Source organism: Acinetobacter sp. KAM396, assembly GCF_021602765.1.
In the GTDB taxonomy this organism is placed as follows: domain Bacteria; phylum Pseudomonadota; class Gammaproteobacteria; order Pseudomonadales; family Moraxellaceae; genus Acinetobacter; species Acinetobacter towneri_A.
On sequence record NZ_BPPH01000032.1, the window covers coordinates 1 to 25323 of the forward strand.

The following is a 25323-nucleotide window of genomic DNA, read 5'->3' on the forward strand; positions in this document are numbered from 1 at the left end:
GCAGAAGAAATTATTTAGACCAATCATCAAAGACTTCATTGATGACTTTATTCTCGATAAAAATCATCTGCTACCACAGAGAATCTATAAATGATAGTGCGTAAGTCCTATTTTATTATAAAATTCCCGCATTTCGCGCTATTTGACTAACACTCTTATCCACCATACTTTGCTCAATTCAGTTGTAGAAGATGTGCCATCATTGATAAATCATGCTTTACACATCCCACATAAAAACTTGATGCAAAAACAAAAGCCCAAAAGTTTTCACTCATGGGCTAAGAATTGAATGAGCAAATAATTAACTTGCTCTGATTAAATGATAGTTTTGCGAAGGTAAGGGATTGCTTTTAAAGTATTCACGATTATTTTCTGTTGCAATCGCAATTTTGTGTTTATCCATAATTAAATTATGGTCTTGATCAACATTATAGTAAAAGTTCACCCCAGAGGCGCGTGCCACCACAATTTGATGCGCGTCTTCATCATAGAACCATAAATCTTTGCCGTATTGTTTTTTATTGTCGTAACTGATTTGCCCCGCATTGACAAAAATACGATGCGCTGTCCCATCAGGCAATAAGGTCAGAATATAATCGACTGTTCCGCGTTCACACATAACAAACTTATCTTCACAGCTGATCTGAGTGGTATAGCGTCCCACATAAGACAGATGATTCTCGGGAATATGATGTTCTGGTGCAACCGTTTGCATGGGTGCAGTGGCCTGCCCTGCCACTTCCGTTAGTCTTTTAGTTTCTGCCTGTTCTGTATATTTTTGCCCTGCAGCTTGCTCAAGTTGTGAATCATCGCATCCAAGCAATGCCACTGCACTCCATATAAAAACTGCGCAAATATTTGATTTAGCTGACACACTATCCCTCATATAGAGTGACCAGACTGATTATTCAGTCCTATTCAAACCACCAAATAGGCAGCTCAATGTAAGCCATGCTTTTCCTCAATCCTTTGTGGTCAAGCGCTTACTCTGCCCATCGCTTCTTTACGATATTTTAGGTGGATGCTGGTTTAAGCAACACCAAAAGTTACATAACTTTACTAATTGCTTTGCCACCGCCCTTTAAAAATCCATGTGCATCACCATTTTTATTCTATATACAGATGATGTGCTGCGAAGCTAAACATCAGCGTGTATTTATTTTGAATTTTAGATCTCTTAAGGAGAATTAGATGGCCAATGTTGGTTTATATCGCTCAAACCGCTCAAATATGATTGCTGGGGTAATGGGTGGTATTGCTGAACGTTTTGGTTGGAACGCAAATTTACTGCGCTTAATTTTTGTGATTGTTTCCGTGATGAGTGCTGCCTTTCCAGGCATTTTGGTGTATTTGGTGTTGTGGTTGGTAATCCCTAAACAAAACCAGTTGAATACAGCAAACTATACTCAGGGCTACACAAGACCTGTACGCACGGTCAATTCTGATCAAGACCGATAAACGGTATTGAAATTTTAAAGACTGACCACATCTAAGATTTATAGGTTTTAATCGTTCGCTGATTCACTCTTAGATATCCCTTATTTACACAGTTTTTTCTTTTTCGCTACGATTGCTCCCCCAAGCATCGTAGCTTTTTTTTGCCTTTCAACCTGCAATGTATTTTAAAATGTCACAGTATTTTAGTGTTTTCAGAATTGAAGTGTGTTGAATACGCATCAACAATGCGAGTCACTCAATTCGTCTTTACAGCAAGCTGTTGATTTAAGATGGCAATCATATCGGCGCGGCTAATAATCCCGACCAGCTGTTGTTGTTCCACCACCGGAATATAGTTAAACGAGCGTTCCACAAAATACGGGACCAGATCGGCAATACTCTGATGTGGTTTTACCGTCACCACCTTGCGGTTCATAATGTGTTTGACCTGATGCTGCCATGACATCCGCACATCGGTGGCATGTTTAAACCATTCCACCACTTCATATAGCGCCAATGTGCCGACCAGTTGCTGCTCGGCATTTACCACCGGCAAGCTCATTAAATTGACCTGCTTGAACTTGTCCAGCGCGAGCTGGATATCATCATCCTGCTGCAAGGTAATCACATCTTTACTCATAATATCAGCACAAGTCAGTGCTTGAGTTTGTCGTTCACTGGCTTTGTGCTGTGCTTCTAAAATGATTTTTTGTAAGTCGTATTCACTAATATCTAGCAACTGGGTTTGTGCATCTAAAACATCTTGAATATCTTGCGGCTGAATAGTGGCTTTTTGAGTAGGCGTTGGGTCTTGGGTACGTTGATTCAACTGTGGCGCTTGAGGATAAGGCTTGCCAATCATGCGGTTAAATACGATTGCAATCACCAGCAGCAAAACTGAATTGAGCAGCACAGGATAAAAGATAAAGTGATAACCCAGTTCACGTACGGCATCTCCGCCAAGCACTGCGGTAATGGCCACTGCCCCACTCGGTGGATGCAGCGAATCGGTGGTCATCATCAAGAAAATAGATAAAGCCACCGCCACACTAAAGGCTTCTGTTAAATTTGGAATATATAAAGCACAGCTCACGCCCATAATTGCTGCAATGCTGTTCCCAACTACAATATTCCACGGCTGCGCCAAAGGACTGGCAGGCACAGCAAACAACAATACCGAAGATGCACCCATCGGGGCGATATACCATGCATTCATACCGCCCAATACATACCAACTAATTAAAGAGGATATTGCTAAACCCAATAATGCGCCCAAACCACAAAGTAGGCGTTCTTTGAAAGGTAATACTTTGTAATTCGGTTTTAAGAAATTTAGCCAGTCTGATTGGGTTAAGCTCACAATGCACCTTGCTGGAATAGTGTTGTTTCATTGGTTGCAGCAGTATACGCCGACTCAGACTGAAGATGTATTTAAATTACAGTTTTAAATAATAACGAAAACTGATCAAGGTTAATTTAAATACTCCTCCAATTGCTCCAATCGCTCTGAATATTTTTGCATGGGGCAAAACTCATACATCGGCGAACCGATATAAGCACCAGCATTACGGCACTCTTGATCGACAAAATTTTTCCAGAGTTGTTGTGATTTCATGATGTCCTGATAGCGTTCAAGCTGCTTGTATTCCTGACTCTGTTTTTTTATTTGATCCAATACCTGCATAATCTACTTTGCATCTAAAGTTTTGGTTCTGGTACTACAGATCTCCACCACAGCATTATTGATATTGCCCAGTTTTAGCTGTTGAATTATGTCATCGACACATTGGCTATAAGGATCTATCGCTTTATCTTGCGTTTTGGCAAATACCAAAGTACTCAAACAAGCCATAATCAGTACTGCTGTTTTTAAAACTAATTTAGTCATCAATGTGCTCTTTTGTTATGTTGGTATTTTTAAAATAATAATAATCAAAAAAATGCCTTAAACATATTTTTCATTTAAATATCGCCAATAACGTTTTGGCAAATATTGCACATGCAATTTCACATTCTGACGTTCTTTAATATTGATACTATTGAAATAATCTTTCCAAAGCTGATCATATAATTCTTCTTGTTCATCTAATTCTAATTGGAAGTTTTGACTAGCCCCATTTTCAATATTACGGTCAATCTGATGAGCATCTAGAGACACCTCATGAATCTCGTGTAAGTCATAATACAGTCCATATTTGCGTTGTTCGTCATAAATGAGCCAACGTTGATCTTGATAACGACGCTTAAAATGCGGCTGTATCAAAGGTAATACATTAAAATCAGGTCGAACTAAACTTAAAAATAAACCATCTGTAGTTTTCTTAAACCGCACAAAAGCTTCCATACGATGCTTTTCGCGCCCGACCTTTTTCGTCCATTGCGAAATCGCTAAAACACTGGGATGAGAGTAATTTTTTTCAACTGAATGTTGATGCCGAAAAACATAGATACAGTAATTAAATAAATGCTGATAGGCATCCAACGATTCCGACAAATAAGCAAAATAAAATTGTCTCAGAGATGAATGCGAAAGTTTCTGCTGTAAAGCTGACCAAACACGTGCTGCATGTTGCTCGTGATTTGGAATTTCAACTACAGTGGCAAATAAACCATGCTGTGCACCTTGGTTTAAACACAGTTGCACGTGAAACTCTTTGAATTGAAAAGCACGAAATACGCAGTTGAGTAAACCGACCATAGAGCCATCAAAGTAGTAATAAACCACCGCATCACTGAGCATGTTTAAAATCCTAAACTCAACTGAGGTGACAGTTGTTTCACGTACTTGGATGAACCCTGCGTTAATATTTGCTGACGAATATCAGTCGTAGAAAGTTCCTTTTGAAACCGTGGACTGTCTTCACAGCGAATAAAAAACTGGGCACGCGAATACGCCACACCGAGTTGTTTCAGTAAATCAGTATGTATCTTGCCAAAACGACGCGCTTGCACGATTTTCTTGGCTGACTTTATGCCGATGCCTGGTACACGAAGGATCATACGATAGTCAGCACGATTTAAATCCACTGGAAACTGCTCAGGATTACGTAACGCCCAACTCAGTTTTGGGTCTACATCCAAATCTAAATGTGGGTGTTTTTCATTGACGATTTCATTGACTTCAAAACCATAAAAACGCATCAACCAATCACTTTGATAAAGACGATTTTCACGCAACAAAGGTGGTGCTGAACCGACTGCTGGTAAATAGTTATTTTCCGTGTTGATTGGAATATAGCCTGAGAAATACACCCGTTTGAGTTTAAATTCCTTGTAATGTCGATCTGCCATCACAAGTACGTCTTGATCAGTTTCCTGATGTGCGCCGACCACCATTTGCGTGGTCTGCCCTGCGGGTACATATTTTGGCACATGCTTGATAATCTGGCGTTCATCTTTGAGTTGAATCAGTCGATCTCGCACTAGCCCCAAGTCTTTTTGTACTTCCTGATGTGATTTTTCAGGCGCAAACGCTTTTAATCCGACCTCAGTTGGCATTTCTAAATTGATGCTCATACGGTCAGCATAAAGTCCTGCTTCATGAATCAGCTCAGGCGATGCTCCAGGAATAGTTTTGAGATGAATATAGCCATTAAAATTTTCTTCGAGACGTAGCTTTTTCACCACTTGAAGCATCCGTTCCATCGTATAGTCGGCGGATTTAAAAATACCTGAGCTAAGGAATAATCCCTCTATATAATTACGACGATAAAAATTAATGGTCAGATCAACCACCTCTTGTACCGTAAATGCAGCACGTTTCACATCATTAGAACGGCGCGACACACAATAAGCACAATCAAAAATACAGACATTACTGAACAAGATTTTCAGCAATGAAACACAGCGCCCATCTTCGGTATAGCTATGGCAAATCCCTGCCCGACTGGCATCGCCTAAACCTTTGTCTTTATTCTTACGGTCACTACCACTAGAGGAACAGGACACATCATATTTAGCTGCATCGGCAAGAATTTGTAATTTTTCACGAATGCGATCAGACATAGCAAACACCTCAGTGACAACATCATTTCAAAGCTAACATTTCATGATTTGAAAATTAAGATTGAGAAAGATGTTATGCGTCATGAGGTGACGTTTATGTGAATGGTCTGCGATTCAGGACTTTGCCAACTGGGAAAATATGTCTGCTATGGGGTACGTTTTGAATTAACTCGAAAATTAAACAAAAGCGTTTAAATAATTTATTATCAGAACTTGTCGCTGAAACGCTCGAATCCTTTGCCAGCACCCCGCAAAATCCTTATAATTGAGCACAATTTTTCTCTAATTTTAAGTGGATGACCATGAGTCGCGCCATATCGCATATTGATACCTTTCAAGGCTTAATTCTTGCCTTACAAAACTACTGGGCGGAGCAAGGCTGCGTCGTTTTACAACCTTACGATATGGAAATGGGTGCAGGGACATTTCACACCGCAACCTTCCTACGTGCTTTAGGTCCAGAAACATGGAATGCAGCATACGTTCAACCGTCACGTCGTCCTAAGGATGGTCGTTATGGCGAAAACCCAAACCGTTTGCAACACTATTACCAATTCCAAGTGGTGCTGAAGCCAAACCCGGACAACATCCAACAGTTGTATTTAGATTCTTTAAAAGCGATTGGAATTGACCCATTGGTGCATGACATTCGCTTTGTAGAAGACAACTGGGAATCTCCAACACTCGGCGCTTGGGGCTTAGGTTGGGAAGTATGGTTAAATGGTATGGAAGTGACTCAGTTCACTTACTTCCAACAAGTCGGTGGTGTTGAGTGCTACCCAGTCACCGGCGAAATCACTTACGGTCTTGAGCGTCTTGCAATGTACTTGCAAGGTGTAGACTCAGTTTACGACTTGGTTTGGACTAAAGGACAGTTTGGTACAGTCACTTATGGTGATGTGTTCCATCAAAATGAAGTTGAACAATCGACCTATAACTTTGAATATGCGCCTGTTGATAAAATGTTTGAACTGTTTGACTTCTATGAAGTAGAAGCAAGCCGTTTAATTGCAGCAGAATTACCATTACCTGCGTATGAACAAGTGATTAAAGCATCTCACTGCTTTAACTTGCTCGATGCGCGTGGTGCAATTTCTGTGACTGAGCGTCAGCGTTATATTTTACGTGTACGTACCTTAGCACGTTCTATTGCTCAAAGTTATGTGGCTGCACGTGCAAAATTAGGCTTCCCAATGGCAGAACCGCATTTACGTGATGAAGTCTTGGCGCAGTTAAAAGCACAGGTTGAAGCGGAAGCCAAAGCGCAAAATACTGAGGAAAGCAAATAATGTCTAAACATACAGTTTTATTTGAACTCGGTTGCGAAGAACTCCCACCGAAAAGCTTAAAAACCTTACGCGATGCCTTACTTGCAGAAACTGAAAAAGGTTTAAAAGATGCAGGCTTAGCTTTTGATGCAATTGAAGCCTATGCAGCGCCACGTCGCTTGGCACTTAAAATTGTCAATGTAGATGGTGCGCAAGCAGACACCCAAAAACGTTTTGATGGTCCTGCTGTTCAAGCTGCTTACGATGCCGAAGGCAAACCAACCAAAGCCCTTGAAGGCTTTATGCGCGGTCAAGGCATTACGGTAGATCAAGTCTCTACATTCCAAGCAGGTAAAGTTGAAAAAGTCTGCTACCTAAAAGATGTGAAAGGTCAAAGCCTTGATGCGTTATTGCCACACATTTTACAAACAGCGTTGGACAACCTGCCAATTGCAAAACGCATGCGCTCTGCTGCGAGCCGTACTGAATTTGTGCGTCCAGTTAAATGGGTCGTTTTATTTAAAGATCATCAAGTAATTGAAGCAACGATTCAAGATCATCAGGCAGGTAATGTCACTTATGGACACCGTTTCCATGCACCTGAAGCTATCACTTTAACGCATGCCGATGAATACTTAGCGAAGTTAAAAGCTGCTTACGTTGTAGCGTCGTTTGAAGAGCGTCAAGCGATCATTGATCAGCAAGTAAAAGCGTTGGCAGATGAAGTTAATGCGATTGCGATTGTGCCTAGCGACCTACGGGATGAAGTGACTGCATTGGTAGAATGGCCTGTTGCACTACGTGCCAGCTTTGAAGAACGCTTCCTTGCCGTTCCTCAAGAAGCCCTGATCACTACCATGCAGGATAACCAGAAGTATTTCTGTCTGGTGAATGCTGAAAACAAATTACAGCCTTACTTCATTACCGTTTCAAACATTGAGTCTAAAGATCCGACTCAAATTATTGAAGGTAATGAGAAAGTGGTTCGTCCACGTCTGTCAGATGCTGAGTTCTTCTTCCTGCAAGACCAGAAACAACCATTAGCTTCTCGTAAAGAGAAACTGGCCAACATGGTATTCCAGGCACAACTGGGTACTTTGTGGAACAAGTCTGAACGTATTGCTAAACTGGCTGTCGCACTTGCTCCGATTACGGGTGCAAAAGCTGAAGATGCTGAAAAAGCTGCCCTGCTTGCAAAATGCGACTTAACTTCTGAGTTAGTAGGTGAATTCCCAGAACTTCAAGGGATTGCGGGAACTTACTACGCTCGTCTTGAAGGTGAAAATGACGAAGTTGCGGAAGCTTTAGGCGAGCAGTATCTTCCGAAATTTGCTGGTGATGTACTTCCTAAAACCAAAACAGGCACGACCATTGCCCTTGCAGACCGTTTAGACACCCTCACAGGTATTTTTGGTATTGGTCAAGCGCCGACAGGTTCTAAAGACCCATTTGCATTGCGTCGTTCTGCGATTGGTATTTTGCGTTTAGTGACTGAAAATAATCTTGATGTTTCAATTGAAGAACTGATCAAGCTTGCTTTGGCAGCTTATGGCGATGTATTGAAAGACCACGACAAGACGTTAGCGGATGCTGTTGCATTCCTTGAAGGTCGTTACCGTGCGAAATATGAAGACCAAGGCGTTGCTGTTGATGTGATTCAAGCAGTTCAAGCACTTTCTCCAAAATCGCCACTTGATTTTGATAAGCGTGTGACTGCGGTGAATCATTTCCGTAGTTTGCCTGAAGCTGCTGCTTTGGCTGCTGCCAACAAACGTGTTGCCAACATTTTAGCCAAAGAAACTGCGCCTGAAGGAAGCGTCATTGAAGCAAACTTGGTGGAAGATGCAGAAAAAGCATTATTCGCTGAACTTGCAAAAATCACACCTGTGGTTGAGCCATTATTGGCAGCGAAAGACTACACAACTGCACTCTCTCAATTGGCTGCATTACGTGCGCCTATTGATGCCTTCTTTGACAGTGTGATGGTGATGGCTGATGATGCTGAGTTGAAAGCCAACCGCTTACGTTTACTCGCGCAGTTACGTGATTTATTTACACGTGTTGCAGATGTAAGTGTGTTGCAGCACTAAAGTCTTAATTGCTTGTAAGTTAAAAGAAACCCCGCTATAAATGAGTGGGGTTTTTTATTTTTCTCAAAAGTATGAAATTATCACAAGCACAAAAAGCATTAGAATTTTTAAAATCTAATCCTAATCAAAAATTTACAGCTAGATTTATTGCTGATAAATTAATTGCTACATATCCTCAAGATTATATCGAGAAAAGAAATAATATTAAATTTGAAAACAATGAGGGTGCTTTTAAACAACAAGTTATTCGAGAGTTATATAGTATTTTCCCAGACTTAATTGAAAATATTCCTTGTGTAAAATATCAAGAAAGACCACGTCCACGCCAATATTGGTATGAACCTCCTTCAAATCTTTCACCAATAACAGGAATTGACTTCGATAATTCATTAATTATTGATGCAGAAGACAATAATCCACCACCAATTCAAGAAAAAATATTTTCAGAGTACGACTTATATCCTATTCTCATCGAATATTTGTCTAAAGAGCTAAACCTCTATAGCCTGAGAATTGATGAAAAAAAGTCTTCAAATAATCGAGGACAAAATGGTAATCAATGGTTACACCCTGATATTGTTGCTATACAGCCAATTGATAAAAAGTGGCATGAACTAGTGAAGACCTGCGTTAAACATGGTTCAGGTCAGAATGTTCGCCTTTGGTCATTCGAGGTAAAAAAAGAACTAAATAACTCAAATATTAGAAGTAGTTTTTTCCAAGCTGTTAGTAATTCAAGTTGGGCAAATGAAGGATATTTAGTTGCGACCTCAATTTCTACCAATGAAGTTGAAGAAGAACTACGTATGCTTTCAGCTTTACATGGTATAGGTGTAATTTTACTCAACCCAGAAAATCCCACTGAAAGTGAAATCTTACTTCCTGCTCGCCGAAGACCCGAAGTGGATTGGCAATCAATAAATCGAATTTTAAATGAAAATTCAGACTTTAAAAATTTTATCGAATTGGTCTCAATTTATTACCAAACTGGCCGTATTCGCACACAAGATTGGAATCGTTAATCACTGAGCTATAGTCATTTTCTAACCAATTCCCTATACTCAACCTAACAACACTCAACAAGAAAACGAGCTTATGAAACTTAAAACACTCATTTTATCGGGTTTAACTTGCCTTTCTCTTAGTGCGTGTACTTCTGCACCTGTTATTCCGCAGCTTACTGCAGGTGTTTTACAAGAAGTGAAAAACATCGAAGTTTACCCAAACACTGTCAATAACAGCGCCAAACTCACAAAATTTATTGATAAATGCGTGATCGAATTTACAGGCACGCTGCAAGCAGGTCGTTCTATTGAACAATGGGCATTTAAAGGCAATAGCTTAATTTCTGCAGGTTCTGCAACATTTGCACAAGATGGAACCAGCACTGCAGAGAATTTTGACTTACACGATGCTACCGTGCAAAAAAACTTCATTAGCTTGCGCAGTCACTTCCATAAAGATGCACTTGCACAATGCAACTAAACTATAATCAGCCTAGAATGTATCATGATGTAGCAAGATTGTTGGACTTTCAATATATATGCAGCATCTCTTGATAATTCAAACTAAGATGACAAAAGCAGTGTAGCCAATATTACCCTGCTTTAAAAACTCTCCAGAGAAACAAGACCCACAATTTTATGTGGGTCTTTTTTTTAAGCCCGCAATGCTGCTATGATTTTAAACACTTTAAATTTCACCTAAAAACACATCATACTTATGAAAAATAAACACTGCAGTTCATCTAGGCTTTATACAATGCAGTACATTCTATTCAAAACCTTTCATCGAACAGAATTCGACATCCAAAGAGGCACAGCACTATGAAAAAGATCAATATCAGCATTTGTATTGGACTATTACTCAGCAGTGCTTCGGTGGGGGCACAAAGCAGTAATGCGCAAACTCAAAGCAATAAACCGATTCAGCCTTATGCAGACAATCCAAACCTTTTGCATGTTTGGGCATACAAAACTCAGGAAGGTGTGATTCATGCTGCACAAAAAGTTGGCGAAGTCACCGAAAAAGGCATTGAAAAAATTCGCCCATCCGCACATCAAGCTTTAGACAATGCCAAACAATTGAGTAGTCAGGGTGCGGCTCAGGCCAAACATAGTGGGCAGCAATTAGCTAATAATGTAAATACTAAAATTCAGGAAACCAAAGAAGTGATTACAGGACAAAGTGATCATGCCGTGCCTATCTATCAGGTACCATTAAGCGCACCTTCACAGAATATCACCCCAACAGCCACCACCACCGCACCTACTCAGGAAGCACAAACGCAAGCAGCGCCAAGTATAGAGACTGAAGAAGAAATTAAAGTGATCAAGCTATAATTTTTTCTGATTTATTGGTTACTAGAAAAGCACAAAAACAACTCAGCGCAAATAGAAAAGCCTGCATTTAATCTGCAGGCTTATTCATATGATAGCGTATAGATTTTTGAATTTGTCGAAATACATAAGTGCCTAATCCCAACAAAACCAACAAACCTAAAGTAAAAAATAGATAAGCCTTCGGCTCAGGCGCATCTGCAAATAAAGTCGCAGATAAAATTAAACTGGACAGCAAAACAAGCACAGCAGGCATCAACAACTTGGTCATACATACTACCCTTGGAATGATCAACAAAAGCATGTTTTAAGATCATCTTAGCCCAATAGCAAAACAATACAAGTGTGTAAAATTTAAACCATCTAAATCATGGATCAAACTTTGCAGCTTACTGTTCTAGTTCTAGGGTAAATTTGGCAGTATCTGGCAAATCTTCTACAAAATCATTGCCGCCAAACTCATCACTGCTCAGGTTCAAATCTTTATAGCTCAACACAAAATAGTCGCTATATTTTTTCAATATTAAGGGGTGCATGCCTGCAGCAAGTGCATCTTGTTCCTTGCATAGTTTCATGACATGACGATCATTCATACTAATCAAGTAGCGCTCATCGTTCAGATAAATTTGCACCAAACCACTACCCTTTGCATAAATCGGAATCAGGAATTTATGATTTAAGGCAATTGCATGTGCGGCATAGCTCTCAATTTTTTGGCTGATGATGTTAAACACCAAACCATGACCAAAATGGTCGAGCAAGACATTACGATTTTCATACGGCAACTGAATTTGTAAGCCGAGTTTATTTAAATCGTGCTGATCGACCTGTTTATTACTCAGTAAGGAGCGAATTAGGTTTTGTTTCAACTTGGCATCAAAGAAGTTACTGTCAAGCTGTAAATTATTGTATTTTAAAATACGACCTAAAGACCAACGATGATTCGGCAAGACATTTTCAATCACTTTACGATAGTAAAACTTACTGTTCTTTTTCACCTTGCGAATTTTTTGATAAAAAAACGGTGCATCAAAAGGATGCGTTAAAAAGTCATTCAGTAATTCAGAATTAGCTAAAATCGCAATCGCATCATGCCCTGTGAATGGTAAATGCAAAGTATGTAAATGCGGAATTAAAGGCTGAATTTTTAAATAATGCCCACGATCTTCAGGATAATATTGGTCATAAACCACAATGTATTCACGGTGTGCCGATACATCTTGCGCTTGAATGCGCATATTGGCATTTAAATCTGCCTGATAAAACATATTATAACGTGGGTCGTGAATATCTTCAGGATCAATTGAATACTGCGGTACCAAAGCCACAATACGATTTAAATCCAGCAAATTGGAGTATTTAATTGCCGCGTAGCCACCCATTGAACCACCATAGCCCACGCGAATTTTAAATGAAGCAATCATGTCTTGAATGGCGGCCAACATGGCGCGCATAGATGCTTCAGGAAACCATGATTTTTCCTTAGGCATGACCCCAATCACATTGAAATGAAACTTTTCCAGTGATTTTTCTGCATTAATAGACGTGCCTTTAGCTCGTGTAATTAAATCACCAAAAGAAAAAATCAGCTCCTGAGATGAGCCTTTCATGAAAATAGCGCGGATATGTCCGTCTTCAAAAATTATGTGTTTATCCATTCCCACACCGACGCCAAGGCGCTGAATTAAACCGTTACTTTAAACCTGATTACACTGTACACAAGTTCAAAAGTGAATATGTTATTTTATAGATGCACAGCAGATTAAAAATCGCAAAATATGACACAATCTCTTCACCCTGCCGCACAACAAGGCTTCGCTTTAGGGGCAAACCTATATCAACAAGTTCGCCCCAGTTACCCGCAAGAAGTTGCTATTTTCCTGCAAGATCAGCTCCAAGTTCCATTGAATAGTAATATTGTAGACCTAGGTTCTGGTACAGGAAAGTTCCTGCCACATTTGCTCAAACTGACAACTCAGCTTATAGCGGTAGATCCGATTGCCAGCATGTTAGCCGAATTAAAGCAACTTTACCCGCAAGTTGAGACAATTCAGGCACGAAGTGAGCAATTACCACTCCCCGACCAGTGTGCAGATTTGGTGAGCTGTGCGCAATCTTTTCATTGGTTTGCCAATCTGCAAAGTTTAAAGGAAATTCACCGAATCATAAAACCTCAAGGTTATTTGCTGTTAATTTGGAATCAACGTGATATTTCGGTCAATTGGGTGAATGCACTGGCACAGATGATTTTACCTTTTGAGGGCGATACCCCGCGTTTTCACAATCAGGACTGGCGTCAGGTATTTGCCGATACAGATTTTTTTCAACTCACCCACGAGCAGCAATTTCATCACCCGCATGTCGGTACAGTCGAACAAGTAGTATCTAAGCGTTTACTTTCGACTAGTTTCATTGCTGCGATGCCGATTGAACAGCAACAACAACTCAAAACACAATTTGAACAATTAGTATTAGAATATACGAATAAGCATGCGCAAGATGAAATTGAATTTCCTTATTGCACACATATGTATGTCTATCAAAAAGTTGAATGAGAGGGAGCAAATAAATGCAAATAACCTTTAAACACGCGATTGCTCCCTTAACAATTTGTTTGGCTTTTGCCCTCAGTGCCTGTGAGCGTAGTAAGGTAGAACATACAGACAAACTCAGTCCTGAAGATCAAATCATGCAAAGTCAGGTCGAGCAAGCCGCGATTCAGCCCTTTGAAATGACTGCGGATGACCCGCATGACATTCAATTGCTGATGGATTATGAACAACGCCATGACAAAATAAGTAATGATTTAGAAGATGAGTTAGAACGCTTGCATGAAAGCAAACAACTTGATGCTGCATTTGCAAAAGATCGCCTGAAGGACAACATTCAATCTGCCTTAACCATGCTTAAAGCACTGGATTTAAAAACGCCACAAGGGCGCTATATTCAAGGCTTAATGAGTGAATATTGGGAAAAACAAGCGCAATATCTGGCAACTCAAGACACAACTTCTGCTCCTTATCCTGTCAGTAAAGCACAACGTCAACAAGGTTTAGCAGACTTGTTACAGGCGCAGCAACAACTAGAACATTGGCGTGGGCAGTATCCTCAACTAGATGAGTAATGTATTTTTACACACGCTGCTGTAAATATTGATGCACGCCTTCCGCGGCAGCGCGTCCTGTCGCAAAACAGGCTGTTAGCAAATAGCCGCCCGTTGGTGCATCCCAATCCAGCATCTCACCACAAAGAAAAACGTGAGGATTAGAGTTTAACTGCAATTGTGCAGATAAAACCTCGCGTTTAACCCCGCCCGCGCAGCTAATTGCTTCTTCAATAGGACGAAAACCTTTTAAAGGCACCGTTAAATTTTTAATCTGCTGCGCTAGTTGCATAGGCTGCTGCCAAAGGGCTTTATCCACCAACTCACGCACGACTGCAGACTTCACGGCATCCAAACCCGCCTTGCGCCAAATATTGCTTACAGACTGTTTTTTGGAAGGTTGTAACTTTTGAGAAAGCTGCTCAATACTTAAATCGGGCAACAAATCCAGTTGTAACTGCAGCGGTTGATGTTCCTGCTGCAATTGTCGCAACGCGCGCCCTTGTTTATAAATTAAGCCACTTTCTAAACCATAATGGCTAATCACGATATCGCCCATGCTTGGTACAGCACCTTTCACCCATGCTTGTACACGTTTTAACGGTTGCCCAAATACTGGCTGCATATAATTAGACCAGTGACATTCCACTCCAGCATTGCTGGCTTGAAAAGGCTGAATTTCATTGGCAGATAACCAACGCTGCCATGCACCATCGCTACCTAATTTCGACCACGACACTGCCCCACATGCCATCACAATGGCGGCAAATTGCTGTTGTTCAATCTGCCCTGTGCTTAAATTTTGAATACTAAGTTGATTTTGATTTAAATCACAGACCTGATGCCGATAATGAAACTGTACGCCTGCATCAACTAAGCGTTTTAACCATGCGCGCAGCAAAGGCGCGGCTTTCATTTCTTGTGGAAAAATCCGCCCCGATGAACCTACATAAGACTGAATACCTAAACCCTGCATCCAGTTTTGAATCCAAGCGGCATCCCATTGTTGAATCCACGGCGCCAACCATTCCGCCTGATCATAACGCTGAATAAATTGTGCAATCGGTTCTGCATGTGAAATATTCAGACCCGTTTTACCTGCCATCAAAAACTTACGTGCCGCTGAAGGTTTCTGCTCATAAACATGCACATCATAGTCAAACTGACTCAGCACTTCGGCAGCCATTAGCCCTGCTGGTCCTGCTCCTATAATTGCAATGCGCTGTTTCATGCCTGTTTACTCAGTTGTTACACTTGAGTCTGCGGACGCTTTCGCCTCAACTGAAGTCGGTGTTAAAGTTGGCTGCTGTCCTTGCAAAGGCTGAAAATCATCAAAACGGGTTGTATAAGCGGCAGGTTTGCTGATCTGCAGTTCCTGACAACGCTCGCCACGTGCTAAATATTTGATTTCAAAGTGAGTGCGTGCTGAATCTACTGGAACATCCTGCTGAATAAATGGCAATTTCCACACTTCGATCAGCTGCTGCCGTGCTTCTGCAATATATTCAGGAATATTACTCACCAAAGTAATGCTGCCGCCTGCTTTTAAGCGTGACAATAAAAACTCAAAAAACGGCATATTCAACCAACGCTGGGTGGCATTATGCGGTTCTGGGTTCGGATATAAAATAAAGAATTGCTCAACTTGAGCAGGAAATAAAGCATGCACAATCCACGGAATGGCATCGGCATGTACTATTTGTAAGTTAGGCTGACCTTCAAGTTGATGCTGTTTTTGCATCGCCACAAATTTTTCGCGGGTACGCTCAATCGCAATTAATTTTTTAACAGGATGTTGTCCACTAAATAATAAAGCATGCTTGCCTTTACCCGCACCAATTTCAACACAAACCGATTCATTGGCAATGGCTTGAAAATCACGAGGGGCATGCATACGCTGGGCTTGAAATTGACGAATTGGCATAATCAGATCAAACTTACAAAATTCGGCACAAGTCTACCAACTCAGGTGCTATTTGCATAATCCAATCCTGTATTTTTCATAGGAGTTCAGCATGCCTCGTACTTTTCCTTGCCCACGTTGTGGCGAATCTACACAATGGGAAGACAATCCTTTTCGTCCATTTTGTTCTGAGCGTTGCAAGCTCATTGATTTAGGTGCGTGGGCAAATGATGAATATCGTTTACCCACCCAAGATGCTCCACAAGCAGAAAATTCTGAGGAATAGAATTAAACAATCACTCAATTTAAAGGGCAAAAATTACACCTAAATTTCAGCTCAAAATCCGTTGAGAAATATAAAACTTGCAGGGAACCTTTCCCATTTATGCATAAATTGTTCAAAATTTGTTGTTTAATCATGGCTTAAAAAAGACGAATCACACTCTTTAATCGTGCCGCGTGTTAAACACACGCCATTGAATAAAAAAAGCACCAACAAGAATTTTAGGAACACAACCCCATGGAAGCTTGTCTTAAAGGAATTTAAATGCTGAGGATTTTACTCACATTCTTTGCCATGCTATTTGCTCTCGAAAGCAGACAAGTCTTAGACAATTCTTTCCGCAAATAAAAAAAGTCAGCACACACTGACTTTTTAGATGATCTTTTACTATTAAATTATAGCACAAGGCTTAACCTGCTTGCCCCGCCACAAAAGGGTTGTGCTGTTTTTCAAATCCTATGGTACTGATGGGACCATGCCCCGAAATAAACTGAGTGTCATCTGGCAAACTAAAACATTCGCGCTGAATTGAATCGAGCAATTGTTGATGATTGCCACGTGGAAAATCGGTGCGTCCAATCGAGCCTTTAAATAGCACATCACCTGTCCACAAGATGCCATATTTAGCATTATAAAACATCACATGCCCTGGGGTATGCCCGGGTGCATAACGCACTTCAAAGCTTTCTTGACCCAATTGCAGCACTTCACCTCCCTCTAACCACTGTGTAACCGTGACTTGTTCAGGGATAGGAAAACCATAACGCGCAGACACTTCTTGCAGTTGATCTAACCAAAAGGCATCTTCTTTCTGTGGACCAATCACAGGAACATTCCAGTGATGTTGCAATTCACCCACAGCACCCGCATGGTCTAGATGCCCATGAGTTAACCACAAAGCTTTCACCGTTAAACCCAACGCTTCAACTTCAGCTTTCAGTTTTTCAGGCTCGCCGCCTGCATCAATCAAAATCGCTTCTTTGCTTTCAGCATCCCACACAATCGAGCAGTTTTGCTGAAAAGCGGTGACGGGAACAATTTTGACTTGCAACATGGTGGCGAACCTCAAAAATTAATGGCTTAGGGTATGCTTTACAGCATCAAGATTAGCTTGAACTAAATGTTTGAGCAAATCCAAATGATCGGCACGGGTATTCAGTGCAGGAATATAGGCATATTCTTTGCCACCTGCTTGTAAAAACAATTCTGCATTTTGAATCGCCAATTCTTCTAGCGTTTCTAAACAATCTGCAGAAAAAGCAGGGCTCATAATTTGCACTGACTTCACGCCCTGCTGTCCCCATTCTTCAAGTAACACATCGGTATAGGGTTTGACCCATTCCTGTTTGCCAAAACGTGACTGGAAGCTAATTGCCCATTGCTCATCATTTAAATTTAAAGCATCGGCAAGCAATTTGGCCGTGATCCGACAACGCTCTGCATACGGATCACCCTTATCGGCATACGGCTGTGGAATGCCATGAAACGACATCAACAGCTTTTCTGCCGCACCATGCTCGGCTTGAAATTCACGCACACTTTGCGCCAAAGCCTTAATGTATAATGGATGCTGATAATAGTCACGAATGATGGATAAGCCCGGCAAATTACGCTGCTGTGGCACCCATTTGGCAACGGCATCATATAAAGGCGCTGTCGAGGTTGCCGAATATTGTGGAAATAAAGGGAACAAAATCACATGATCTTGCGGATTTTGACTCAAAGCTGCCAAAGCCTGTTGAATACCCGGATTGCCATAGGTCATTACCGGGACAATATTCAACTCAAATTCAGGATATAGCGGCAATAACTGCTGTTTTAAGGCATCAACCTGTTGCAACAAAATTTCACGCATGGGTGAGTCGTTTTGCCAGACCATGGCATAGGCATGTGCAACACGCTTAGGACGAAATGGCAAAATGAATAAATTTAAAATGATTTGCCAAATCGGTTTGGGAATTTCAATCACCCGTTGATCAGATAAGAACTGCTTTAAAAAACGGCGAACCCCTGCTGCAGTCGGTTCATCAGGCGTACCTAAATTGGCTAAAAGAACGGTTACTTTGGGTTTTGCTGTAGACAACATCCAGCCCTCGTGTCTGATGATTGAACCCGACTACTCTAACAGTTTTTTTACTCTGTATTGAGAGTCAATACGGTGTTTTAAATGAATTAACCCGGTCGGTATCGAGCACATTGCTCTCTAAAAGTTTTTGCGCTTTTGCCGTGATTTGCCACAGCATCCGCTGACGATCATCACGCCCCGCTTGCACAATCCAGTCATTTTGACGCATTTGCATTTTAATCTCATGCAACGCTCGAATATTGATTTGAGCACGTGCAACCGCATGCGCACGCGGCATGATCTGACGTGCATCATCCAAACCTGTTTCATTCAAATATTCATTCATACGTTTAGAAAAATATTCTTCAGGGGTCGGATGAATAAAAGTATTACCTAAAATTGCTAACAACTGCGCCCAACTTAAACTTCGTTCAACTTTGAGCTCTCTAAAGTTACCATCCTGATACGCATGCATACGATATTCAAAACGATATGATTCATTCATCGAGACTTTAGAGAGGCTTAAAAACGGATCTGATTCACGCTGTCCCACATCAGTTTCTAGCTGACTTAACTTACTTTTTAAACGCTCAATTTCATCATGTAAGGCTTGCGTATTTTGCGGACGGACCCAACCAGACGTCGGATAACGCTCCAGCATTTGTGACATATTAAAGCGGACAGCAAGCTCTAAATCACGTAAAGTGCGATAACAAAATACCTGATCGACTTCTTGTTGCAATAATGTACGAAACTCTTTGAATTTTTCACGCAATTCAGGTTTTTCATCATGTAAAGCTGGATCTCGTGAAGCAGGGTCTTCGTGCATAAATACAATGATTGGCTTTTGCTTGGTGAATGCATAAATATACTCTAAATGCATATAACCCACGCCCGACACCGATTGCTCACCGTACTGGCTGCCCAATAGAATCACCACATAGTCACAATCATCGATTTGACGGCGTGCAAATGCAGTGCTAAGTGGGGTGCGTTTTTCTAACCCCCACGAAAAAAAACCCATTCCTACCAATGTTTGTGCCAAGACCACTCTTTCTGGCTGCATATCTGCCCCAGAAGTCGAGATAAAGACCTGATAACGCTTATCCAGCATTGGTTTCCCCTCTCCTATTGCCATTACAAGTCAGTCACCGTCTACTTGCAATGCCTTTCCCCAATTGTAAAAAATTATCTTAAACTCAGTCCACAGTACTCACATTTGCGATACTCCAAGAAATATTGCCTGGAATAAGATGCTGCAACACGGGTTTTAATTGTTCTGCATTGTTCCCGCTGACATAACACGCGATTTGTAATGTATCTGCCACACTTTGGTCAAATAATAACTCATTTTTAATTAAAATGCGGGAAGTTTGACGTGCAACGGCAATTCCTGAGTCAATTAATGTCAGTTTGTGACCAAAAATGGACTCAATCGCAGGTTTTAAGAAAGGATAATGGGTGCAACCGAGTACCAAATAGTCCGCTCCCTGATCGACCACAGGTTGCAAACTATGCTGTAAGGAACTTAAACACGCCTCGCTCATTTGCGCACCTTGCTCAACAAAAGGCACTAAATCTAGATTGGTGACATTCAAGACACGGACTTGAGCAGGAATCGCAAAACGCTGCATCACATCTTTAATGAGTTGCCCACGAAAAGTGGCAGGTGTCGCAAGTACAGCCACTGTTTTGGTTTGGCTATTTAATACAGCAGGCTTTAAAGCAGGCACTAAACCAATAATAGGAAAATCTTCGCCGTAATGGTCGCGCAGATAATCTAGACTAAAAGCTGAAGCTGTATTACACGCCACGACTGCAACTTTACACCCTTGTCGATATAACCATTCGATTGCAGCTGCAGTGAGTTCCCGAATATTTTGATCATCGCGTGGGCCGTACGGCACGTGTGCTGTATCGGCATAATACACAATGCTTTCATTAGGCAAATATTCTGCAATTTCAATAGCAACCGACAAGCCTCCTATGCCCGAATCAAAAATACCAATTGGCGCACTGGCTTGTGCTTTTGGCATAGCTTGATTTAAGGGAGAAACAGGATGAATGGCTGTCATAGCAAGAGATTCAGCAATACAAAATAGAATGAATAAAGCTTAAACCTCAGCTGCTTAAATGCAAGTGCAAATCACCACTTTTCAACGATAAAATCGTTTCGCCCTGCGCATTTTCACTCAGCTCACCCAATTCCACCAAATGTAAAAAAGCCGCACGCTGAATCAGGGCATTAATACCAAAACGCACATGCACATAAGGACGCAGCTCACCGGCATATTCACGCATAAAAATAGGATGTTCCTCATCAACAATCACAATATCCTGATGCGTAGTGGTGAGTTGAATATAATTTTGCTGTCCGATTTCGACCATGTCGACCTGATTGATGAACAACGGCTCATCTTCCACCTGAATTTCAATTTGTTCCACGGGGGTTTTTAAATAAAACTTGTCCTGCTCTTTCCATAACACACTAGAAAACAGATCAACCAATGCCTGACGTTTGATCAGTTGACCTTCGTGCCACCATTCTCCATTGGCTTTGACCAGCAGATCCATTGTTCCACAATGCTTTGGATGCCATTGCTCCAAAGGAGGGATTGATCTTTTGTGACCTGACTGTCCAGTTTTTATATATTGTGCAATGTGCATTAAGTTTTTATTATCAGCCGTAGCTACATTTTCTGTCGGTTTGATTGAATTGTCATCATGCTTCATGCTGCAGTACCTTACTGACGGAAAAATAATACGATTCAGCCAATTGGCTAAGACTCGGTTTAAAACTATACTAGCTCACAATACTTACCCATACTGTAAAAGACACGATTAAATTTGTGTCTGGCAACTAAAAATACTCATGGCAGCACCGTTGCTTGATGCGGTTGCCACCTTCAATTATATGAGGAGTCCTACATGGAACACATCGAACGTGAATCGATGGAGTTTGACGTAGTCATCGTAGGCGCAGGCCCTGCGGGTCTTTCTGCTGCGATCAAAATTCGTCAACTTGCAATTGAAAACAATTTAAATGATCTGTCCGTTTGTGTGGTCGAAAAAGGCTCTGAAGTTGGTGCGCATATCCTTTCTGGTGCTGTGCTCGAACCGCGTGCGATCAATGAGTTATTCCCTAACTGGAAAGAAGAAGGTGCGCCTTTAAATGTGCCTGTGACTGAAGATAAAACTTTCTTCTTGATGTCACCTGAAAAAGCCCAGCAAGCACCGCATTGGATGGTACCTAAAACCATGCATAACGATGGTAACTACGTGATCTCGCTAGGCAACGTGGTGCGTTGGTTAGGTCAAAAAGCCGAAGAATTAGAAGTTTCTATTTTCCCTGGCTTTGCGGCATCTGAAATTCTGTACCATGCCGATGGTACGGTTAAAGGTATCCAAACCGGTGACATGGGCATTGGTAAAGATGGCGAGCCAACACATAACTTCACACCAGGTTATGAGTTACATGCCAAATACACCATTTTTGCAGAGGGCTGCCGTGGTCATTTAGGTAAGCGTTTAATCCAACAATTCAATTTGGATAAAGATGCCGATCCACAACACTACGGAATTGGTATTAAAGAACTTTGGGAAATTGACCCTGCAAAACACAAACCAGGTTTGGTGATGCATGGTGCAGGCTGGCCATTAAGTGAAACAGGTTCTTCAGGCGGTTGGTGGTTATACCACGCTGAAAACAACCAAGTTACTTTAGGTATGATTGTGGACTTGTCTTATACCAACCCACACATGTATCCATTTATGGAAATGCAGCGTTGGAAAACCCACCCTCTAATTAAACAGTATCTAGAAGGCGGCAAACGTATTTCTTATGGTGCGCGTGCTGTGACCAAAGGTGGCTTTAATTCATTACCAAAACTCACTTTCCCAGGTGGCTCTTTAATTGGTGATGATGCAGGCTTCTTAAACTTTGCCAAAATCAAAGGCTCACATACAGCTATGAAGTCGGGCATGCTTTGCGGTGAAGCGGTATTTGAAGCGATTGCTGCAGGTGTCGCAAAAGGCGGTGACTTGGCGATTGCTCGTGTAACTGAAGGCGAAGATTTCTTTGTGAAAGAGCTAACAGCATACACTGAAAAATTCAACAACAGCTGGCTTAAAGAAGAACTTTATAGCGCACGTAACTTTGGCCCTGCAATGCATAAGTTTGGTCAATGGATGGGCGGTGCGTTTAACTTTATCGACCAGAACGTGTTTAAAGTACCATTTACTTTGCATGATTTGGTACCTGATTTCAGCGCACTCAAAACTGTAGATGCAACCAGCTTTAAACCGAACTATCCAAAACCAGATGGCAAGCTGACTTTTGACCGTTTATCTTCAGTGTTTGTATCGAATACCGTACATGAAGAAAATCAGCCAGCGCACTTAAAGCTAACTGATGCCTCTATTCCAGTGAACGTAAACTTGCCTAAATGGGATGAGCCTGCACAGCGCTACTGCCCTGCGGGTGTTTATGAAATCATGGAAAATGATGATGGTTCAAAACGCTTCCAGATTAACGCAGCCAACTGTGTTCACTGTAAGACCTGTGACATCAAGGACCCATCACAAAACATCACTTGGGTAACTCCTGAGGGGGGGGGTGGTCCGAACTACCCGAATATGTAATTGCGAATCGCAATTGAGAAATCCAAAAGCAGTGCCTCGGCACTGCTTTTTTTATACACAGTTTACAAAATTACCAAGATCTCATAATCCCTTACATTTTTCAGGTATTTCTCTATTCAAAAGCAGGCGATTGAATAACTTTCCTTGTTATGATGTTTTTGCTTATTTTTTATCTTTTCTATTTTTAGTTTTTTATTTCGTTTTTTCAGACTTGAACAACCGAAAATGTTGTTATGTCAGCTTTTATACAATGCTATTCGGCATTTTATGCAGCACTTAGCACGGTAGCAAAATGTTGTAGATGCTGACTAAAACTGACTTGAGTGGAGTATAAAGCAGTACTTTGAGTTTTATCTTGCTCAAGCATTTGGTTGTTCTTCTTATTTTCATTAGAAGAGGAATTCCAACATGCTTAATTTAACAGACACCCTCAACCAACTTAAAAATGTGCAGGCACAACCTGCAGTCAGCTTATTTCTACCCACACATCGTACCTTTCCAGACAATCAGCAAGATGTGATTGCTCTTAAAAACCAACTTAAACAACTCGAAGAACGCCTGTTGGCAGACTATGACAAACGTCTGGTGGCACAAATTTTAGAACAGATTCATCATCAAACCAAAGATTTGAATCCCAACTACCATTTAGACAGTCTGGCTATTTTTGCCACAGCCGACAGTGCACAAGTACTGCGTCTGCCATTCCCTACCCAAGAACGTATTGTGATTGATCAACAATTTTCAGTGCGTGATTTTATTCGTGAGCTATCTTATGCAGTGCAATACTATGTGGTAGTGATCAGTCGTGAAATTGGACGTCTGATTAAGGCCTCCAATGATCGTGTAATCCATGAGTTTTCTGTAGATGACAGCGACTTGAATGAACGACTGCCACATGGTGCATTTCCTGTTCAAAATGATAACTTATATAGCACCAGCGGTGCAGAACGTGCCACAGCCGCCAATGAAGACCGTTTACTCAAAGAGTTTTTAAACCGTATCGATAAAAATGTGCAAACTGTACGTGCCAGTGAGCCATTGGGCTTGGTCATTGTGGGTGATCGACGCAATATCAGTTTTTATGAATCTATTTGCGACCAACCCAATGCCATTATTTTCAGTGTAGATAACGTCACTCAGCTAGAACAAGGCAGCGCACAACACATTATTGACAGTATTCAGACCGAGCTAAAAAGCCATCAACAACAATTGCATCAGCAACATGCGCAGCAACTGGATGAACTCTATGCCAGTGACCGTGTTGTGACCGATCTGCAGCAAATTTATCAGGCAGTGTTGCAAAATAATGTCGATACTTTATATGTTCAACAAGGCTACATGCAGACGGGTTGGGTCGATACCGACCAGCAACGAATTTATCTAGATCAAGCGCACGCACCTGACAGCGCACAAGCCACAGACGATGTGATCAACCATATTATTGATGCAGCACAGCAACACGCTGCCAATATCGTATTTATTCCTGCCGATTATTTACAGTCCAAAGCACCACTGACTTTAATGAGTCGCTATGCGGTCTAAAACTCAGTCCATTTGACTGTGATCTAAAAAACAGCTATGCAGATTTATCTACATGGCTGTTTCAATCAAGATTCAAACTTCTCATTCATACGCAAATCTACGCTTTTTCATGACTTTCTCATGAATAAAACGATCAATTAGAATCGAGTCGTTACCGCCAACTGTACCCGATGACTGTCGCTATGTGATCGCCCGCTATATTCATAATTCAAATTGAGAAACTCACACTCTAAAAATTATTTCTTATACAACACACAGAGCTTTGTTAGATTTTGCACAAGCACACAACTTGCCCTATAAATGCAGAAAAGTTGAAAAGTCCCTTAAAAAATGTGTAGCAGATAACGCAACTCGTGGATCGTTTCGCCATTTTTTACTCAAACTGTGAAGCAGGTGGGATTGATGCAAAATTGATGAAAAATTAAAAATAAAGTTGAACGTCATGGCTAAAAACACAAAAGGCATATTTCAACTTGCATGAATTGCAAATGAAATATGCCTATATGGATCACATGACTATTTTATCGTGTTTAAATTAGATCTCTTGCGAAAGTCATTATTGAAAATTTATCCGGTTTACCAGTGCAGCGATTAAGTTAATGCGTAAACCGAATCTTTTCCGTCTATTTCGATAGCGTTCACTTAAT

At 41.1% G+C, this 25323-nt stretch carries 24 protein-coding genes and 2 pseudogenes; 11 read left to right on the top strand and 15 right to left on the bottom strand.

Annotated features, from left to right (window positions below; translation table 11 throughout):
- Window positions 1-301: 301 nt before the first annotated feature.
- Window positions 302-829, bottom strand: coding sequence for a hypothetical protein (locus L6C30_RS12185; RefSeq protein WP_227515226.1), 528 nt, complete (start codon window positions 827-829; stop codon window positions 302-304).
- 362 nt (window positions 830-1191) lie between these two features.
- Between L6C30_RS12185 and L6C30_RS12190 the strand changes: the two genes are divergently transcribed.
- Window positions 1192-1458: a PspC domain-containing protein gene (locus L6C30_RS12190; RefSeq protein ID WP_096901311.1), complete on the top strand. Its 267-nt coding sequence runs from the start codon at window positions 1192-1194 to the stop codon at window positions 1456-1458.
- Between the two features lie 235 nt (window positions 1459-1693).
- Here L6C30_RS12190 and L6C30_RS12195 read toward each other — a convergent pair whose 3' ends face one another.
- The 4 genes and pseudogenes from L6C30_RS12195 to L6C30_RS12210 all read right to left on the bottom strand — a co-directional run bounded on the left by L6C30_RS12195 (window position 1694) and on the right by L6C30_RS12210 (window position 5442).
- Window positions 1694-2797, bottom strand: a complete 1104-nt coding sequence (locus L6C30_RS12195; protein WP_236163180.1) for an HPP family protein — start codon at window positions 2795-2797, stop codon at window positions 1694-1696.
- A 111-nt stretch (window positions 2798-2908) separates the two neighbouring features.
- A pseudogene (locus tag L6C30_RS12200) lies at window positions 2909-3325 on the bottom strand (hypothetical protein).
- A gap of 57 nt (window positions 3326-3382) precedes the next feature.
- Window positions 3383-4177 (bottom strand): TIGR03915 family putative DNA repair protein, encoded by a 795-nt coding sequence (locus L6C30_RS12205; RefSeq protein ID WP_179994948.1) that lies wholly within the window; start codon window positions 4175-4177, stop codon window positions 3383-3385.
- 2 nt (window positions 4178-4179) lie between these two features.
- Window positions 4180-5442, bottom strand: a complete 1263-nt coding sequence (locus tag L6C30_RS12210) for a putative DNA modification/repair radical SAM protein (protein ID WP_236163179.1) — start codon at window positions 5440-5442, stop codon at window positions 4180-4182.
- Between the two features lie 302 nt (window positions 5443-5744).
- Here L6C30_RS12210 and glyQ point away from each other — a divergent pair, with 302 nt between their 5' ends.
- From glyQ to L6C30_RS12235, 5 genes are all read left to right on the top strand, one after another.
- Window positions 5745-6731 (top strand): glycine--tRNA ligase subunit alpha, encoded by a 987-nt coding sequence (gene glyQ / locus L6C30_RS12215; protein WP_019836027.1) that lies wholly within the window; start codon window positions 5745-5747, stop codon window positions 6729-6731.
- A complete protein-coding gene (glyS, locus tag L6C30_RS12220) occupies window positions 6731-8800 on the top strand; it encodes a glycine--tRNA ligase subunit beta (protein WP_236163178.1) in 2070 nt (689 codons plus the stop codon). The genes glyQ and glyS overlap by 1 nt, the downstream gene beginning before the upstream one ends.
- A gap of 71 nt (window positions 8801-8871) precedes the next feature.
- Complete coding sequence (locus tag L6C30_RS12225; RefSeq protein ID WP_236163177.1) at window positions 8872-9822, top strand: COG2958 family protein; 951 nt, start codon at window positions 8872-8874, stop codon at window positions 9820-9822.
- 73 nt (window positions 9823-9895) lie between these two features.
- The gene (locus tag L6C30_RS12230; protein WP_019836030.1) at window positions 9896-10285 is read left to right on the top strand and encodes a hypothetical protein; all 390 of its coding nucleotides are present in this window, start codon (window positions 9896-9898) and stop codon (window positions 10283-10285) included.
- 341 nt (window positions 10286-10626) lie between these two features.
- Entirely contained in the window at window positions 10627-11142 is a 516-nt protein-coding gene (locus L6C30_RS12235; protein ID WP_236163176.1) for a hypothetical protein, read from the top strand.
- A 67-nt stretch (window positions 11143-11209) separates the two neighbouring features.
- Here L6C30_RS12235 and L6C30_RS12240 read toward each other — a convergent pair whose 3' ends face one another.
- Both L6C30_RS12240 and L6C30_RS12245 read right to left on the bottom strand, forming a co-directional pair.
- On the bottom strand, window positions 11210-11410 hold the full coding sequence (locus L6C30_RS12240) for a hypothetical protein (RefSeq protein WP_180072363.1): 201 nt from the start codon (window positions 11408-11410) through the stop codon (window positions 11210-11212).
- Between the two features lie 118 nt (window positions 11411-11528).
- Window positions 11529-12797, bottom strand: a complete 1269-nt coding sequence (locus tag L6C30_RS12245) for a hypothetical protein (protein ID WP_236163175.1) — start codon at window positions 12795-12797, stop codon at window positions 11529-11531.
- 120 nt (window positions 12798-12917) lie between these two features.
- Here L6C30_RS12245 and L6C30_RS12250 point away from each other — a divergent pair, with 120 nt between their 5' ends.
- Window positions 12918-13694, top strand: coding sequence for a class I SAM-dependent methyltransferase (locus L6C30_RS12250; protein WP_236163174.1), 777 nt, complete (start codon window positions 12918-12920; stop codon window positions 13692-13694).
- A 14-nt stretch (window positions 13695-13708) separates the two neighbouring features.
- A complete protein-coding gene (locus L6C30_RS12255; RefSeq protein WP_019836035.1) occupies window positions 13709-14263 on the top strand; it encodes a hypothetical protein in 555 nt (184 codons plus the stop codon).
- Between the two features lie 7 nt (window positions 14264-14270).
- On the opposite strand, the gene L6C30_RS12260 is transcribed toward L6C30_RS12255, so the two are convergent.
- Window positions 14271-15473: a TIGR03862 family flavoprotein gene (locus tag L6C30_RS12260; protein WP_236163173.1), complete on the bottom strand. Its 1203-nt coding sequence runs from the start codon at window positions 15471-15473 to the stop codon at window positions 14271-14273.
- 6 nt (window positions 15474-15479) lie between these two features.
- Window positions 15480-16172 (bottom strand): tRNA (guanine-N(7)-)-methyltransferase, encoded by a 693-nt coding sequence (locus L6C30_RS12265; protein WP_236163181.1) that lies wholly within the window; start codon window positions 16170-16172, stop codon window positions 15480-15482.
- 85 nt (window positions 16173-16257) lie between these two features.
- Between L6C30_RS12265 and L6C30_RS12270 the strand changes: the two genes are divergently transcribed.
- Window positions 16258-16431 (top strand): DNA gyrase inhibitor YacG, encoded by a 174-nt coding sequence (locus L6C30_RS12270; protein ID WP_019836038.1) that lies wholly within the window; start codon window positions 16258-16260, stop codon window positions 16429-16431.
- A gap of 406 nt (window positions 16432-16837) precedes the next feature.
- On the opposite strand, the gene L6C30_RS12275 is transcribed toward L6C30_RS12270, so the two are convergent.
- From L6C30_RS12275 to L6C30_RS12295, 5 genes are all read right to left on the bottom strand, one after another.
- Window positions 16838-17482, bottom strand: coding sequence for an MBL fold metallo-hydrolase (locus L6C30_RS12275; RefSeq protein ID WP_070154418.1), 645 nt, complete (start codon window positions 17480-17482; stop codon window positions 16838-16840).
- Window positions 17483-17500: 18 nt separating this feature from the next.
- Entirely contained in the window at window positions 17501-18514 is a 1014-nt protein-coding gene (gene hemH / locus L6C30_RS12280) for a ferrochelatase (protein ID WP_236163172.1), read from the bottom strand.
- Window positions 18515-18578: 64 nt separating this feature from the next.
- Window positions 18579-19607, bottom strand: a complete 1029-nt coding sequence (locus L6C30_RS12285) for a DUF4062 domain-containing protein (protein WP_070154414.1) — start codon at window positions 19605-19607, stop codon at window positions 18579-18581.
- A gap of 85 nt (window positions 19608-19692) precedes the next feature.
- On the bottom strand, window positions 19693-20568 hold the full coding sequence (gene murI / locus L6C30_RS12290) for a glutamate racemase (RefSeq protein WP_019836042.1): 876 nt from the start codon (window positions 20566-20568) through the stop codon (window positions 19693-19695).
- A 46-nt stretch (window positions 20569-20614) separates the two neighbouring features.
- The gene (locus L6C30_RS12295) at window positions 20615-21226 is read right to left on the bottom strand and encodes a DUF1285 domain-containing protein (protein WP_230243946.1); all 612 of its coding nucleotides are present in this window, start codon (window positions 21224-21226) and stop codon (window positions 20615-20617) included.
- Between the two features lie 195 nt (window positions 21227-21421).
- Here L6C30_RS12295 and L6C30_RS12300 point away from each other — a divergent pair, with 195 nt between their 5' ends.
- On the top strand, window positions 21422-23134 hold the full coding sequence (locus tag L6C30_RS12300; RefSeq protein WP_230243945.1) for an electron transfer flavoprotein-ubiquinone oxidoreductase: 1713 nt from the start codon (window positions 21422-21424) through the stop codon (window positions 23132-23134).
- A 408-nt stretch (window positions 23135-23542) separates the two neighbouring features.
- On the top strand, window positions 23543-24676 hold the full coding sequence (locus L6C30_RS12305) for a hypothetical protein (protein WP_236163171.1): 1134 nt from the start codon (window positions 23543-23545) through the stop codon (window positions 24674-24676).
- A gap of 556 nt (window positions 24677-25232) precedes the next feature.
- Here the strand turns inward: L6C30_RS12305 and L6C30_RS12310 are convergent.
- A pseudogene (locus L6C30_RS12310) lies at window positions 25233-25323 on the bottom strand (IS5/IS1182 family transposase); the annotation flags it as partial.

Coding starts and splice junctions, on each gene's coding strand:
- L6C30_RS12240 (WP_180072363.1), bottom strand. CDS start 11,410: ATGACCAAGTTGTTGATGCCTGCTGTGCTTGTTTTGCTGTCCAGTTTA.
- L6C30_RS12230 (WP_019836030.1), top strand. CDS start 9,896: ATGAAACTTAAAACACTCATTTTATCGGGTTTAACTTGCCTTTCTCTT.
- L6C30_RS12260 (WP_236163173.1), bottom strand. CDS start 15,473: ATGAAACAGCGCATTGCAATTATAGGAGCAGGACCAGCAGGGCTAATG.
- L6C30_RS12275 (WP_070154418.1), bottom strand. CDS start 17,482: ATGTTGCAAGTCAAAATTGTTCCCGTCACCGCTTTTCAGCAAAACTGC.
- L6C30_RS12300 (WP_230243945.1), top strand. CDS start 21,422: ATGGAACACATCGAACGTGAATCGATGGAGTTTGACGTAGTCATCGTA.
- L6C30_RS12235 (WP_236163176.1), top strand. CDS start 10,627: ATGAAAAAGATCAATATCAGCATTTGTATTGGACTATTACTCAGCAGT.
- L6C30_RS12205 (WP_179994948.1), bottom strand. CDS start 4,177: ATGCTCAGTGATGCGGTGGTTTATTACTACTTTGATGGCTCTATGGTC.
- glyS (WP_236163178.1), top strand. CDS start 6,731: ATGTCTAAACATACAGTTTTATTTGAACTCGGTTGCGAAGAACTCCCA.
- L6C30_RS12305 (WP_236163171.1), top strand. CDS start 23,543: ATGCTTAATTTAACAGACACCCTCAACCAACTTAAAAATGTGCAGGCA.
- L6C30_RS12270 (WP_019836038.1), top strand. CDS start 16,258: ATGCCTCGTACTTTTCCTTGCCCACGTTGTGGCGAATCTACACAATGG.
- L6C30_RS12250 (WP_236163174.1), top strand. CDS start 12,918: ATGACACAATCTCTTCACCCTGCCGCACAACAAGGCTTCGCTTTAGGG.
- glyQ (WP_019836027.1), top strand. CDS start 5,745: ATGAGTCGCGCCATATCGCATATTGATACCTTTCAAGGCTTAATTCTT.
- hemH (WP_236163172.1), bottom strand. CDS start 18,514: ATGTTGTCTACAGCAAAACCCAAAGTAACCGTTCTTTTAGCCAATTTA.
- L6C30_RS12295 (WP_230243946.1), bottom strand. CDS start 21,226: ATGAAGCATGATGACAATTCAATCAAACCGACAGAAAATGTAGCTACG.
- L6C30_RS12210 (WP_236163179.1), bottom strand. CDS start 5,442: ATGTCTGATCGCATTCGTGAAAAATTACAAATTCTTGCCGATGCAGCT.
- L6C30_RS12245 (WP_236163175.1), bottom strand. CDS start 12,797: ATGGATAAACACATAATTTTTGAAGACGGACATATCCGCGCTATTTTC.
- L6C30_RS12285 (WP_070154414.1), bottom strand. CDS start 19,607: ATGCTGGATAAGCGTTATCAGGTCTTTATCTCGACTTCTGGGGCAGAT.
- L6C30_RS12190 (WP_096901311.1), top strand. CDS start 1,192: ATGGCCAATGTTGGTTTATATCGCTCAAACCGCTCAAATATGATTGCT.
- murI (WP_019836042.1), bottom strand. CDS start 20,568: ATGACAGCCATTCATCCTGTTTCTCCCTTAAATCAAGCTATGCCAAAA.
- L6C30_RS12255 (WP_019836035.1), top strand. CDS start 13,709: ATGCAAATAACCTTTAAACACGCGATTGCTCCCTTAACAATTTGTTTG.
- L6C30_RS12225 (WP_236163177.1), top strand. CDS start 8,872: ATGAAATTATCACAAGCACAAAAAGCATTAGAATTTTTAAAATCTAAT.